This is a genomic window from Streptomyces sp. Tek67B01 (genome assembly GCF_055231995.1).
Genome location: NZ_JBUYUY010000001.1, coordinates 5,523,363 through 5,535,593 on the forward strand (window position 1 = coordinate 5,523,363; position 12,231 = coordinate 5,535,593).

General features: G+C 73.9%; 14 protein-coding genes. 9 read left to right on the plus strand and 5 right to left on the minus strand.

The window, feature by feature from the left end:
* Positions 1-53 precede the first annotated feature (53 nt).
* Genes pnuC through ACV7NM_RS24830 form a run of 4 tightly spaced genes read left to right on the plus strand, consistent with a single transcriptional unit; the run spans position 54 to position 3,629 of the window.
* Positions 54-665 carry a nicotinamide riboside transporter PnuC gene (gene pnuC, locus ACV7NM_RS24815; protein WP_463412342.1) on the plus strand — a complete coding sequence of 204 codons (612 nt, stop codon included), beginning with the start codon at positions 54-56 and terminating at the stop codon, positions 663-665.
* Complete coding sequence (locus ACV7NM_RS24820) at positions 662-1,855, plus strand: AAA family ATPase (RefSeq protein ID WP_463412343.1); 1,194 nt, start codon at positions 662-664, stop codon at positions 1,853-1,855. The genes pnuC and ACV7NM_RS24820 overlap by 4 nt, the downstream gene beginning before the upstream one ends.
* Complete coding sequence (locus ACV7NM_RS24825; RefSeq protein WP_463412344.1) at positions 1,852-2,583, plus strand: NUDIX hydrolase; 732 nt, start codon at positions 1,852-1,854, stop codon at positions 2,581-2,583. The genes ACV7NM_RS24820 and ACV7NM_RS24825 overlap by 4 nt, the downstream gene beginning before the upstream one ends.
* Positions 2,580-3,629 (plus strand): ADP-ribosylglycohydrolase family protein, encoded by a 1,050-nt coding sequence (locus tag ACV7NM_RS24830; RefSeq protein WP_463412345.1) that lies wholly within the window; start codon positions 2,580-2,582, stop codon positions 3,627-3,629. The genes ACV7NM_RS24825 and ACV7NM_RS24830 overlap by 4 nt, the downstream gene beginning before the upstream one ends.
* Positions 3,630-3,667: 38 nt before the next feature.
* Here ACV7NM_RS24830 and ACV7NM_RS24835 read toward each other — a convergent pair whose 3' ends face one another.
* The 3 genes from ACV7NM_RS24835 to ACV7NM_RS24845 form a co-directional block, all read right to left on the minus strand.
* Positions 3,668-4,381 (minus strand): nucleotidyltransferase domain-containing protein, encoded by a 714-nt coding sequence (locus ACV7NM_RS24835; RefSeq protein WP_463412346.1) that lies wholly within the window; start codon positions 4,379-4,381, stop codon positions 3,668-3,670.
* 28 nt (positions 4,382-4,409) lie between these two features.
* Positions 4,410-4,883 carry a Rieske (2Fe-2S) protein gene (locus ACV7NM_RS24840; RefSeq protein ID WP_463412347.1) on the minus strand — a complete coding sequence of 158 codons (474 nt, stop codon included), beginning with the start codon at positions 4,881-4,883 and terminating at the stop codon, positions 4,410-4,412.
* A 98-nt stretch (positions 4,884-4,981) separates the two neighbouring features.
* The gene (locus ACV7NM_RS24845; protein ID WP_463412348.1) at positions 4,982-5,323 is read right to left on the minus strand and encodes a DUF952 domain-containing protein; all 342 of its coding nucleotides are present in this window, start codon (positions 5,321-5,323) and stop codon (positions 4,982-4,984) included.
* A gap of 97 nt (positions 5,324-5,420) precedes the next feature.
* On the opposite strand from ACV7NM_RS24845, the gene ACV7NM_RS24850 reads away from it, so the two are divergent.
* The 4 genes from ACV7NM_RS24850 to der all read left to right on the plus strand — a co-directional run bounded on the left by ACV7NM_RS24850 (position 5,421) and on the right by der (position 9,622).
* Positions 5,421-6,509, plus strand: coding sequence for a prephenate dehydrogenase (locus ACV7NM_RS24850; protein ID WP_463412349.1), 1,089 nt, complete (start codon positions 5,421-5,423; stop codon positions 6,507-6,509).
* Positions 6,510-6,731: 222 nt separating this feature from the next.
* Positions 6,732-7,439 carry a (d)CMP kinase gene (gene cmk, locus ACV7NM_RS24855; RefSeq protein ID WP_463412350.1) on the plus strand — a complete coding sequence of 236 codons (708 nt, stop codon included), beginning with the start codon at positions 6,732-6,734 and terminating at the stop codon, positions 7,437-7,439.
* A 56-nt stretch (positions 7,440-7,495) separates the two neighbouring features.
* Positions 7,496-8,083, plus strand: coding sequence for a lysophospholipid acyltransferase family protein (locus ACV7NM_RS24860; RefSeq protein WP_463414059.1), 588 nt, complete (start codon positions 7,496-7,498; stop codon positions 8,081-8,083).
* A 75-nt stretch (positions 8,084-8,158) separates the two neighbouring features.
* Positions 8,159-9,622 carry a ribosome biogenesis GTPase Der gene (gene der, locus ACV7NM_RS24865; RefSeq protein WP_136214937.1) on the plus strand — a complete coding sequence of 488 codons (1,464 nt, stop codon included), beginning with the start codon at positions 8,159-8,161 and terminating at the stop codon, positions 9,620-9,622.
* A gap of 26 nt (positions 9,623-9,648) precedes the next feature.
* On the opposite strand, the gene ACV7NM_RS24870 is transcribed toward der, so the two are convergent.
* Positions 9,649-10,068, minus strand: coding sequence for a hypothetical protein (locus ACV7NM_RS24870; RefSeq protein ID WP_463412351.1), 420 nt, complete (start codon positions 10,066-10,068; stop codon positions 9,649-9,651).
* 229 nt (positions 10,069-10,297) lie between these two features.
* Positions 10,298-11,113 (minus strand): hypothetical protein, encoded by an 816-nt coding sequence (locus ACV7NM_RS24875; protein WP_463412352.1) that lies wholly within the window; start codon positions 11,111-11,113, stop codon positions 10,298-10,300.
* A gap of 300 nt (positions 11,114-11,413) precedes the next feature.
* Between ACV7NM_RS24875 and ACV7NM_RS24880 the strand changes: the two genes are divergently transcribed.
* Complete coding sequence (locus ACV7NM_RS24880; RefSeq protein ID WP_463412353.1) at positions 11,414-12,121, plus strand: LysM peptidoglycan-binding domain-containing protein; 708 nt, start codon at positions 11,414-11,416, stop codon at positions 12,119-12,121.
* Positions 12,122-12,231: the final 110 nt, after the last annotated feature.

Below are 12,231 nucleotides of genomic sequence, written 5' to 3' on the forward strand. Positions count from 1 at the left end.
TCGAACGCGCGGCCCTTTATAGTCATCGTGACTATAAAGGGAGTGGGGCCGTCATGGGCTGGAACACGGACTGGACCGAGATCCTCGGATCGGCCACGGGCGCCTGGTGCGTGTGGTTGGTGGCCCGGCAGCACATCGCCAACTGGCCGATCGGCATCGCCAACAACGTCTTCTTCATCGTGCTGTTCGCCCGGGCCGGCCTCTACGCGGACGCCGGGATGCAGATCGTCTTCATCGCCCTCGCCGCGTACGGCTGGTGGTCCTGGACCCACGGGGGTGGACCAGGAACCGCCAAGGCCCTGCCGGTGCGCCGCACCACGCGCGCCGAATGGGCCGCGCTCGCCGCGGCGGGGGCGGTGGGGGTGCTCGGCCTGACGCTGCTGCTCGGCCGGGTCACCGACTCCACCGTGCCGTTCTGGGACGCGCTGACCACCGCGCTGTCCCTCATGGCCACCTACGGACAGTGCCGCAAGCTGCTGGAGTCCTGGTGGCTGTGGATCGCCGCCGACCTCGTCTACATCCCCCTGTACGTCTACAAGGGGCTCTACCTGACCTCCGTCCTCTACGGCGGCTTCCTCCTCCTGTGCGTGGCCGGCCTGGCGGGCTGGCGCCGCGAGCTGCCGACCGGCCCTGGCGCCCGTACGGCCGCGGAGGCGACGGCGTGAGCGGTGGGAAGCGGTACGGGCACGGGCTGGTGCTGGGCAAGTTCTACCCGCCGCACGCCGGACACCACCACCTGGTGCGCACCGCCCAGGACCAGTGCGAGCGATTGACCGTCCTGGTCTGCGCGGCCTCCGTGGAGTCGGTGCCGCTGGCGGACCGGGTCGCCTGGATGCGTGAGGAACACCCCGGCGCCCATGTGGTCGGCGCGGTCGACGACATCCCCGTCGACCTGCACGACCCGCAGGTCTGGGAGGCCCACATGGCGATCTTCCGGGCCGCCGTGCCCCGGCGCGTGGACGCCGTCTTCACCTCGGAGGCGTACGGGAGCGAACTGGCGCGCCGGTTCGGCGCGCAGGAGGTCCTCGTGGACCGGGAGCGGACTCTGTTCCCCGTCTCGGGGACGGCCGTGCGCGCCGACCCGGCCGGCTGCTGGGAGTTCCTCGGACCCGCGGTGCGGGCCGCCCTGACCCGGCGGGTCGTCGTCCTGGGCGCCGAGTCCACGGGCACGACGACGCTGTCCCTCGACCTGGCGGCCCACTACCGGCGGCGGGGCGGGGTGTGGTCGAAGACGGGCTGGGTCGCCGAGTACGGCCGCCGGTACAGCGAGGAGAAGCTCGCGGCGGCGCGGGTGGCCGATCCGGACGCCTCCTGGGCGGACGTGACGTTCGCCTCCCGCGAGTTCCCGGTGATCGCCCGGCGTCAGGACGCGGACGAGGAACGGGCCGCCAGGTCGGGCTCGCCGGTGCTGTTCTGCGACACCGACTCCTTCGCCACCGGGGTCTGGCACGAGCGGTACCTGGGGGAGCGCGACGAGGAGGTCGAGAAGATCGCCGCCCTGACCCGGCGTGACCTGTACCTGCTGACGGACGACGCGGACGTGCCGTTCGAGGACGACGGCCTGCGCGACGGGGAACACCTGCGGCCCTGGATGACGAGCCGGTTCCGGGAGGAACTGGAGCGGACCGGCAGGCGGTTCCTCGTCATGCGCGGCGACCGCGACGCGCGGCTGGCGGCGGCCGTGACGGCGGTCGACGAACTGCTCGCCGAGGGCTGGTACTTCGCGGACCCGCTGCCCGAGAACGTACGCCGGCCCGACCACGTACCGCGGCCCGACCGTCTGCCGCGGGCCGCCGACGTACCGCCGCGGGGCGGCGCGGGGCGGTCCGGCGGCGTCGGGTCGGAGGAACGGTGAACGCGGCCTACGACCCGTACGCCTTCGAGCCGTTCGCCGTGACGGTCGACCTCGCAGTCCTCACCGTCCGCGGCGGCGCCCTGCACGTCCTGCTGATCCGGCGCGGGCAGGAACCGTACGCCGGCGCATGGGCGCTCCCCGGCGGCTTCATCCTGCCCCGCGAGTCGGCGGAGAGCGCCGCCCGCCGGGAACTCGCCGAGGAGACCGGCCTGGCGCCCGATCTTGTGGAGGCCCTGCACCTCGAACAGCTGCGCACCTACAGCGAACCCGACCGGGACCCCCGGATGAGGGTGGTCTCGGTGGCGTTCACCGCGCTGGTCCCCGACATGCCCGAGCCGGCGGCGACCGGCGGCGGTGACGCCGACCGGGCCCGCTGGGTGCCCGTGGGCGAGGCGGTCGGCCTGGCGTTCGACCACGCGGTGATCCTGGCTGACGCCCGCTCGCGGGTGGGTTCGAAGCTGGAGTACACCTGCCTGGCCACCGCCTTCTGTCCCCCCGAGTTCACCCTCGGCGAGCTCCGGGCCGTCTACGAGACCGTCTGGGACACGGCCCTGGACCGCCCCAACTTCCGCCGCAAGGTCCTGGCGACGCCCGGCTTCGTCGAGGCGGTCCCCGGAGCCGCCCGACTGACCGGCGGCCGCGGCAAGCCGGCCGCGCTGTACCGCCCCGGGCCGGCGACGGCCCTGCACCCGCCCCTGCTCCGCCCCACGGAAGGACACCAGCGATGACGCAGACGACCACCGCGAAGCCCGCCAAGGCCCGGGCGGCGAAGCGCGCCGCGACCGGCGCCCTGATCGGGCTGGCCCTGGGCGACGCCCTCGGCTTCCCGACGGAGTTCAACGACGTGCCGTCGATCCTCGCGAAGACCGGCCCGTGGCGCGATATGCGGCTGCCCAACCCGGCGCTCATCACGGACGACACCCAGATGACACTGGCGCTGGCCCGCGGCATCCGCACGGCGACGGACCGCGGCCCGATCGGCCCGCCGCGGCTGACGCGCCCGGTCCGGGAGGAGTTCGTCGCCTGGTACCACTCCCCGGAGAACAACCGGGCCCCCGGCAACACCTGCCTGCGGGCCTGCCGGCTGCTGGACGAGCCGCGACGGGACTGGCGCGACGCCTCCCAGATCGGCTCCAAGGGCTGCGGGGCGAACATGCGGGTCGCCCCCGTGGGCCTGGTACCCGACTGGACGGACGAGGAGCGGGCGGGCGCGGCCCAGCTCCAGTCGGCCCTCACGCACGGCCACCCGACCGCGCTGGCCGCCTCCGACCTGACCGCGCACGCGGTCCACCTGCTGGCACGGGGCGCGGAGCCCACGGGCCTCGTCGGCCTGCTCCGCTCCTACGCCCTGGACAACCGCACCCGCTACCACGAGCGCTGGCTGGGCGACCTGTGGACGCGCACGGCGTCCGACGCCGGCCCGGAGTCCTTCATGGCGCGCGGCTGGGACGAGTGCCTCGCCGTCCTGGACCGCCTCGCCCTGGCCCTGCGCGACCCGTCTCCCGAGACGGACCCCTGCCTCACCACGGGCGACGGCTGGATCGCCGAGGAAGCCCTCGCGACGGCCTTGCAGTGCTTCCTCCTCTTCCCCGACGCCCCGCTCCTGGCCCTGCGCCGCGCCGCCTGCACCCGGGGCGACTCGGACTCCCTCGCCTGCCTCGCCGGCGCCTTCGCGGGCGCCCACCTCGGCGCGTCGGCCTGGCCCGGCGACTGGCGGGACCGGATCGAACACCGCGACGAGCTGCTGGAGTTGGGCGCGCTCTGGGACGCCTGAGCCCGGCGCCGACCGCCGGGCCGGCACGACGCCGGACCCTACGACGCCCGGGCGGCCGAGGCGCGGCGGGCGCGGTGGAGGAAGTCCGCCACGCGGGCGGTGTCCGGCTCGGCGGGCAGCGGGCTCGTGGCGAGGGCCGACTCGCACTCCTGGGTGAGACGGGACATCCAGGTGTCCGTCTCGGCCCAGGTCGACTCGCCGCGCTTGACCGCGAGGAGCCGTTCGCGGTGCGGGGTCACGTCGATCGTCAGGCGGCCCGTGCGCAGCAGGTCGCGGCAGGACAGGAGCAGCCGCAGCATGTGCATGGCGTGCTTCCAGCGGGGAGCGCCGTGGACACGGACGTCCGCGAGGAGTTTGCGGTGCTGGCCGGCGGCGTAGCGGGTGAAACTGGCGTGGGCCTCGCGCGAGAGGAAGGCCGGGCGCAGGGAGAGGAGTTCCTCGCCCACCGGGGAGAGCCGCTCCACCAGCGGGGAGTGCAGGCACTCCAGGACGTTCGGGTTGGCGCGCAGGGCAAGCTCGCAGAATCGTTCCAGCTCCCAGGAGAACTCCTCGTCCCGGGGCCCCTCCACATGAGTGGGCGGCTTCTCGAACCGCCAGAACAGCGGCGTCGGGGCGAGGTAGACGCCGCGCCGGTCGGTGTCGCTCGCCTCGGTCGCCAGGCCGAACGCCCGGGAGCCCATCACGCACGCGTACACCGTGTGGTCGCGTACGAGGGCGAGGTGGGTCTCCTCGGGCGTGGTCGGCTCGTTCATCCCCGGAGCGTAGGCGGGGAGGCGCCCCTTACGCGAGGGAGATATCGCCGTCCGGGGCCACGGTGATCTGCTGCTCCGCGAGCGGGCGCGTCGCCGGGCCGTGGGCCACCGCCCCGTCGGCAATCTTGAACTTGCTGCCGTGGCAGGGGCAGTCGATGGTGCCGTTCGCCACCGTGCCCACGATGCAGCCCTGGTGCGTGCACACCGCCGTGAAGCAGCGGAAGGAGCCCGCCGTCGGCTGGGTGACCACCAGTTTCTCGGCCTTCAGGATCGTCCCGCCGCCGACGGGCACGGCCGAGGACTTCAGGAGGGTCTTGGCGGCGCCCCCCGAGGAAGGCGTGGCGGAGGCGGGTGCGGAGGCGGGTGTTTCCGGGGCCGGGGCGCTGCCGGACTCCCCCTTGGGCTTGTCGTCACCGCCGCAGGCGGCCAGCGTGCCGCCTGCAAGGGCCACCGCCCCGACCGCCAGTACGGTGCGCCGGGCGGTGGGTGTGGGCTCGCTCATGGGACGTTCTCCTCGCTTCGTGGCCTCTGGGCGAGCAGCATCCTGGCGTGGCCCGGCCCCCGAGAGAAGCCCGCCGCGCCATGCTGTCCGCCCTTGCCTCAGATTCCCGGCCCCCATGGGGCCAGTGAGGCGGGACGGCCTGGTGTGCGTACGACTTCCCACACGCGGCTCACCGCGTCCCGGTTCAGCGGACCGTGTACGTGTGGGTAGCGGCCCCCGGATTCACCCTCGCGGCGGACCTCCGGGAGCAGCGCGCCCTCGTCGAGTTCCACGGCCAGCAGGGTCCCGGGCGTCTCCCGGTAGTGGGCCTCGACGATCGCGAGGGCGGTCGCCCGGTCCGCCGAGCAGTGCACGAACCCCTCCGAGGCCAGCGAGGGCGGGGCGTACGGCAGGTCCGCAGCGGCGGTCCAGTCGGTGAGCGGGACGATGTGGAAGATCATGCCGCCCGTTCTACCGCAACGGGCGGCGGGCCACCTCCGGCCGGAGCCGGCTACCCTGAGTCAGGCCCGCCGTCACGCGATCACCCTGGAGCACCCCGTGAGAACCGCCGTCGTCATCGGAACCGGACTGATCGGCACCTCCGCGGCGCTCGCCCTGACCGCCCGGGGCGTCACCGTCCACCTCGTCGACCACGACCCGGCGCAGGCCCGCACGGCGGCGGCCCTGGGCGCGGGCACGGACGAGCCCCTCGAAGGCACCGTCGACCTCGCGATCGTGGCCGTGCCGCCGGCGCACGTCGCGGCGGCGCTGGCCGACGCCATCGGACGTGGCCTGGCCCGCGCCTACGTCGACGTCGCGAGCGTCAAGGGCGGCCCCCGACGGGAGCTGGCGGCGCTCGGCGCGGACGTGTCGGCGTACATCGGCACCCACCCCATGGCCGGCAAGGAACGGTCGGGCCCCCTCGCCGCGACGGCGGACCTGTTCGAGGGCCGGCCCTGGGTGCTCACCCCCACCCGGGACACCGACCACGAGGTGTTGAACCTGGCGTTGGAACTGGTGGCCCTGTGCCGGGCCGTCCCGGTGGTGATGGACGCGGACGCGCACGACCGGGCGGTCGCCCTGGTCTCGCACACCCCGCAGCTGGTGTCGAGCATGGTGGCGGCGCGGCTGGAGGACGCGGACGAGACCGCGGTCCGGCTCTGCGGACAGGGCATCCGGGACGTGACGCGCATCGCGGCCTCCGACCCGCGGATGTGGGTGGAGATCCTGTCCGCGAACCCGGGGCCGGTGGCCGACGTGCTGGCCGGGATCGCCGCCGACCTGGAGGAGACGGTCGAGGCCCTGCGCGGACTCCAGTCGGGCGACGAGGCCGAGCGGCGCGGTGGCGCGGCCGGCATCGAGGACGTCCTGAAGCGGGGCAACGCGGGCCGGGTCCGGGTCCCGGGCAAGCACGGGGCGGCGCCCATGGCGTACGAGACGGTCGGGGTCTTCATCAGCGACCGCCCGGGCGAGCTGGCCCGCATCTTCGCGGACGCCGGCCGGGCCGGGGTCAACATCGAGGACGTACGGATCGAGCACGCGACGGGTCAGCAGGCGGGCCTGGTGCAGCTGATGGTGGAGCCGAAGGCCGTGCCGGTCCTGGAGGCGGAGCTGCGCGAGCGCGGCTGGGCGCTGCGCCAGCAGTAGGGCACGGGCCCGACGGGAGCGCACGGGCCCGACGGGAGCGCGAGGGGCGGCGTGGCGCGTGGGGCGGCACGAGCGCGCGGGTCGCCCGGGGGCCCCGGGGCGCCGTCCGGGAGGCCGGGCCCGGCCGGGGCGGTGGGGGCGCTGGAAATGCCCGGTAACCTGGGGGAGGGGCGCTCTTGGCGCGCCCGGACACGTACGCGCAACCAGGAAGGTGCCCGCACCGTGGAAACCGCAGCTCCGGCCGCCGTGATCGTCGCCATCGACGGTCCCTCCGGCACGGGCAAGTCCAGCACGTCCAAGGCCGTGGCCGCGAAGCTCGGGCTGCGCTACCTGGACACCGGTGCCCAGTACCGGGCCATCACCTGGTGGATGATCACCAACGGCGTCGACACCGACGACCCTTACGCGATCGCCCTCGCGGCCGGCAAGCCCGCCATCGTCTCGGGCACGGACCCGAGCGCGCCCACCATCACCGTCGACGGTCTCGACGCCTCCGGCCCGATCCGCACCCAGGAGGTCACCTCCAAGGTCAGCGCCGTCAGCGCCGTACCCGAGGTGCGCGCCCTGATCACCGACCTCCAGCGTTCCATCGCGGCCGAGGCCGCCCGGGACGCCGACGGCATCGTCGTCGAGGGCCGCGACATCGGGACCACCGTCCTGCCCGACGCCGACCTCAAGGTCTTCCTCACCGCCTCCGCCGAGGCCCGCGCCGCCCGCCGCAACGGAGAGCTGCGCGGCAAGGAGGCCACGGACCTCGCGGCGACCAAGGAAGCCCTGATCAAGCGGGACGCGGCCGACTCCGGGCGCAAGACCTCCCCGCTGGCCAAGGCCGCCGACGCCGTCGAGGTGGACACCACCGAGCTGACGATGGAGCAGGTCATCGAGTGCGTGGTCACCCTGGTGGAAGAGAAGCGGGTGGTACGCAGGTGAGCGATACGCCCTCCCTCAAGGGTGCGGCGATCGGGCGGCGGATCGGCATCGGCCTCATGTACGGGCTGTGGAAGCCGCGCGTACTGGGCGCCTGGCGGGTGCCCGCCACGGGTCCTGTGATCCTCGCCGTGAATCACTCCCACAACATAGACGGCCCCATGGTCATGGGCACCGCGCCGCGGCCACTTCACTTCCTGATCAAGAAGGAAGCGTACGTCGGCCCCCTCGGCCCCTTCCTGGAAGGGATCGGGCAGGTGAAGGTGGACCGGACCGGGACCGACCGGACCGCCGTCAGCCGCGCCCTCGGCGTCCTGGAGAACGGCGGCGCGCTCGGGATCTTCCCCGAGGGCACCCGCGGCGACGGCGACTTCGCGTCGCTCCGGGCCGGACTCGCGTACTTCGCCGTGCGCAGCGGCGCGCCCATCGTGCCCGTCGCGGTCCTCGGCAGCACCGAGAGCCGCGGCAGGTTCGTGAAAGGACTGCCGGCGTTCAAGAGCCGGGTGGACGTCGTGTTCGGCTCCGCCTTCGACGCCGGGGACGGCACCGGCCGCCGCACGCGCACCGCGCTGGACGGCGCCACCGTACGCATCCAGGACCGGCTGACCGCCCACCTGGCCGACGCCAAGCGCCTCACCGGGCGCTGAGCGAGACTTGACCTAGTAGTGGAACCGCGCTGCGCGGTTGCCACCGATCACCACGGACGACGAGGAACGGACTTCATGAACGACCAGCACGACCACGGAGCACTTGGCGACGCCGAGTACGCGGAGTTCATGGAGCTCGCCGCGGAGGAAGGCTTCGACCTCGAAGACGTCGAAGGCGCGATCGAGGAGGCCGGCCACGGCCCGCTCCCCGTCCTCGCCGTCGTCGGCCGCCCGAACGTCGGCAAGTCGACCCTGGTGAACCGCATCATCGGCCGCCGCGAGGCGGTCGTCGAGGACAAGCCCGGCGTCACCCGCGACCGCGTCACCTACGAGGCCGAATGGGCCGGCCGCCGGTTCAAGGTCGTCGACACCGGCGGCTGGGAGCAGGACGTCCTCGGCATCGACGCGGCCGTCGCCGCCCAGGCCGAGTACGCCATCGAGACCGCCGACGCGGTCGTCTTCGTCGTGGACGCCAAGGTCGGCGCCACCGACAGCGACGAGGCCGTCGTCAAGCTGCTGCGCCGGGCCGGCAAGCCCGTCGTGCTGTGCGCCAACAAGGTCGACGGCCTGAGCGGCGAATCCGACGCCGCCTCCCTGTGGTCGCTCGGCCTCGGCCTGCCCCACCCCGTGTCCTCCCTGCACGGCCGCGGCACGGGCGACATGCTGGACGCCGTCCTCGACGCACTGCCCGAGGCGCCCGCCCAGACCTTCGGCGCGGCCCCCCTCGGCGGGCCCCGCCGCATCGCGCTGATCGGCCGCCCCAACGTCGGCAAGTCCTCCCTCCTGAACAAGGTCGCCAAGGAGGACCGCGTCGTCGTCAACGAACTGGCCGGCACCACCCGTGACCCGGTCGACGAGCTGATCCAGCTCGGCGGCGTCACCTGGAAGTTCGTCGACACCGCCGGCATCCGCAAGAAGGTCCACCTCCAGCAGGGCGCCGACTACTACGCCTCCCTGCGCACGGCCGCCGCCGTCGAGAAGGCGGAGGTCGCGGTCATCCTGATCGACTCGACCGAGACCATCAGCGTCCAGGACCAGCGGATCATCACCATGGCCGTCGAGGCGGGCCGCGCCATCGTGATCGCGTACAACAAGTGGGACGAGCTCGACGAGGAGCGCCGTTACTACCTCGAACGCGAGATCGAGACCGAGATGCAGCAGGTCTCCTGGGCGCCGCGGGTGAACGTCTCGGCGCTCACCGGCCGCCACATGGAGAAGCTGGTTCCGGCGATCGAGACCGCCCTCGCCGGTTGGGAGACGCGCGTCCCCACCGGCCGGCTGAACGCCTTCCTCGGTGAGGTCGTCGCCGCGCACCCGCACCCGATCCGCGGCGGCAAGCAGCCCCGCATCCTGTTCGGCACCCAGGCGGGCAGCAAGCCGCCGCGGTTCGTCCTCTTCGCCTCCGGCTTCCTGGAGCACGGCTACCGCCGCTTCATCGAGCGTCGGCTGCGCGAGGAGTTCGGCTTCGAGGGCACCCCGATCCACATCTCGGTCCGGGTCCGCGAGAAGCGCGGCGCGCAGTACAAGAAGAAGAAGTAGGCGTACGCGGTGACGCGGCGCCGGGGTCAGTAGCCCCGGCGCGGAGCGGGCGGCAGGGCCGCCGGGATGTGGTGCATCCCGGTCTGGTGCTGCCGCCCGTTGCCGTTGGCCTCGTAGCCGCCCGTGCCGCCGCTGCTTCCGGCGTACGCGTACGAGGGCTGCGGCAGCGGTTGGGGGGTGGGGGCGTACGCGGGCTGCCAGCCGTCCGCCGGCTGCCAGGAGGAACGGGTCCAGCCGCTGCCGTAGGAGCTGCCGCCGGCGCCGCCGGAGTACGGGAAGCCGGTGGAGGCGCTGCCGTAGGAGAACGAGGTGAAGCCCAGGTCCTCCTCGCCCGAACGATCGCCCGGCAGCGCCCGGAAGGCGCGCAGGTACTCCGAGTACAGCAGGTCGTAGATCGGGGTGTACGAGGCGGCCGGGGCGGTGTCCAGATCCCGGGACGGGCGCATCGGGGGGACGCTGCTCGAAAAGGACGGGGCGCGGGAGGAGTCGTATGGATGCACGTATCAGCCAACGAACCCGAAGCCCTGCGGATGCGGCCTGACCGGGGCGAAAACCCGGCTCGACGTTGGGGCGGCGGTACGGCGCACGGCCGCCCGGCCCCTTCCGGAGAGGGGCCGGGCGGCCGTTGCGACGCGGGCCGACCGGGTCGTGGGGGCCGACCCGTCGGCGGCGGCGTCAAGCGCCCGGAGTACCCGCCAGGGGCATCGACGCGGCGACGAGCTGGCCGTCGGCCGCGGCCTTGTCGAGGGCGTCGCGGAGCAGGTCCTCACGGGGCTGCTGACCGATCGAGCCCACCGGGGCGGCGTAGATGAGGACGCGCTGGGTCTTGTTGACGGCGGCCCTCCAGCCGTCGGTCACGGACAGCGCCTGGTGCGCCTGCCACCAGTGGATGGGGCTGCCGCCCTGCGGCCCGGGCTGGAGCACCGCGTGCAGCTGACCGGCGGCGAGCAGCACCGACCAGCCGTGCAGGGGGGAAGGCAGCTCTCTGGTGTCGGTGACGGGGATGAAGCCCTGCTCGATGAGGAGCGGCAGGAAGTCGTCGCCGGGGCCCGTCGAGCCGGGACGGGCGATGGGCGCGGTCGGCTCGACGACCAGCGCGGGGTGCAGCTCGCCGCCGATGAGGATCAGGCCACTGGTGATGCCGAGGACGGCCTGGCCGCCGGGCACGGCCTGCGGCTCGTCACCGGACGCGGGCGCGGCCGCCGGCGCCGGGCTGTCGCCCGTGATGGAGCGGACGGCGCCCTGGAGCTGCTCCTCGGAGACGGAGACGACCTGCGAGGGGATGCAGTTGGCGTGCGCGAAGGCCAGGACGGCGGTCTCCTCGCCGACGAACAGCACCGTGCTGGTGGGTTCGCGCTCGGGGTCGCCGGGGGTGCGGCAGGAGGTGCAGTCGTAACTGCCCGGCGCGTCGTCGCCGACGAGCAGCCTGTCGGCTTCTTCGTCACCGATCTCGGCACGTACCTCATCACTGACGTCGAGCATGCGCGGCACGGGGTGGCTCCTCGGACTAGGCGAGCGGGCGCCGGGTGGTTCCCGGCTCGCCGGGCACAACGCAGGAGCGGTGCGCGGGGTCACGCCGTTTGAGGGAACGGAATCGAACCGGCCACCCGGGAGAGTGAACGGCCCGGCGGGGGCTTCGGATTTGTGGCAACTCTCGCCTGGTTGCGCGCAGTTGATGGTCGAAGCTGCCCGTTTCGCGGGATGGGTGGCGGGTCGGCCGTCCGGGTGGCGCGCGAAGGTCGGCCGCGTGGCGGGTCGGGAGCGTGTGGGAGGCGTGCCTAGCGTGACCCGATGCCCGACCTCCGCACCCGGTTGGCCGCGTCGGCGGCCGTGGCCGCAGCCGCGCTGGTGTTCGTACTCCCCTTCCGCGCGACCTCGGCCCCGCCGCCGCCGGCGCCCGGGCCCGCCGGGGCGGCGCGTCCCGGGTCGCCGGGGGTGATCGGGCGGGGGCCGGGCGACTGCGGGCCGGGCGGGGAGTGGCCCTGGGACTGCGTGGCCGACTGCGAGAGCAGCGGGCGCTGGGCGGTCAACACCGGCAACGGGTTCTTCGGGGGGCTGCAGTTCAGGCAGCCGACTTGGGAGGAGTACGGGGGCCTCGTCTTCGCGCCGCGTGCCGACCTGGCACGGCGGGAGCAGCAGATCAGGGTGGGCGAGGAGGTGCTGGGCACCCAGGGGTGGGAGGCGTGGCCGGTGTGCTCGAAGCGGTACGGGCTGGCTGGGCGGATGCACGTGGTGCGGGAGGGGGAGTCGCTGGACTCGATCGCGCGGCGGCGGAGGGTGGCGGGGGGTTGGAAGGCGTTGTACGAGGCGAACCGGGGGGTGATCGGGGGGAAGCCGGGGGCGGTGGCGGTGGGGACGATGCTGGTGTTGCCGGTTGCTCCGCCGGTTGCTCCGCCGGTTGCTCCGCCGGTGGCTTCGCCGGCTGGCCCGGGGGTGGCTTCGCCGGTGCCGGTGCCTTCGGCGAGTGGGGCGGTACCGACACGGCCGGCTCCGCGCTGACAGTCCGGCCCGCGCTGCGCCCGGCCGTGCGCCTCGATCGCCGGCGGGGCTGGGTGGGCGGGCTCCGCCCGGGGTGGGGCCTCGAACGCCGGCGGGGCCGGGTCGGGTTG

Excerpts from the sequence above, each read along its gene's own strand:
- ACV7NM_RS24860 (WP_463414059.1), top strand. The coding sequence starts at position 7,496 with ATGTACGGGCTGTGGAAGCCGCGCGTACTGGGCGCCTGGCGGGTGCCC.
- ACV7NM_RS24840 (WP_463412347.1), bottom strand. The coding sequence starts at position 4,883 with ATGAGCGAGCCCACACCCACCGCCCGGCGCACCGTACTGGCGGTCGGG.
- pnuC (WP_463412342.1), top strand. The coding sequence starts at position 54 with ATGGGCTGGAACACGGACTGGACCGAGATCCTCGGATCGGCCACGGGC.
- ACV7NM_RS24830 (WP_463412345.1), top strand. The coding sequence starts at position 2,580 with ATGACGCAGACGACCACCGCGAAGCCCGCCAAGGCCCGGGCGGCGAAG.
- der (WP_136214937.1), top strand. The coding sequence starts at position 8,159 with ATGAACGACCAGCACGACCACGGAGCACTTGGCGACGCCGAGTACGCG.
- ACV7NM_RS24870 (WP_463412351.1), bottom strand. The coding sequence starts at position 10,068 with ATGCGCCCGTCCCGGGATCTGGACACCGCCCCGGCCGCCTCGTACACC.
- ACV7NM_RS24845 (WP_463412348.1), bottom strand. The coding sequence starts at position 5,323 with ATGATCTTCCACATCGTCCCGCTCACCGACTGGACCGCCGCTGCGGAC.
- ACV7NM_RS24835 (WP_463412346.1), bottom strand. The coding sequence starts at position 4,381 with ATGAACGAGCCGACCACGCCCGAGGAGACCCACCTCGCCCTCGTACGC.
- ACV7NM_RS24880 (WP_463412353.1), top strand. The coding sequence starts at position 11,414 with ATGCCCGACCTCCGCACCCGGTTGGCCGCGTCGGCGGCCGTGGCCGCA.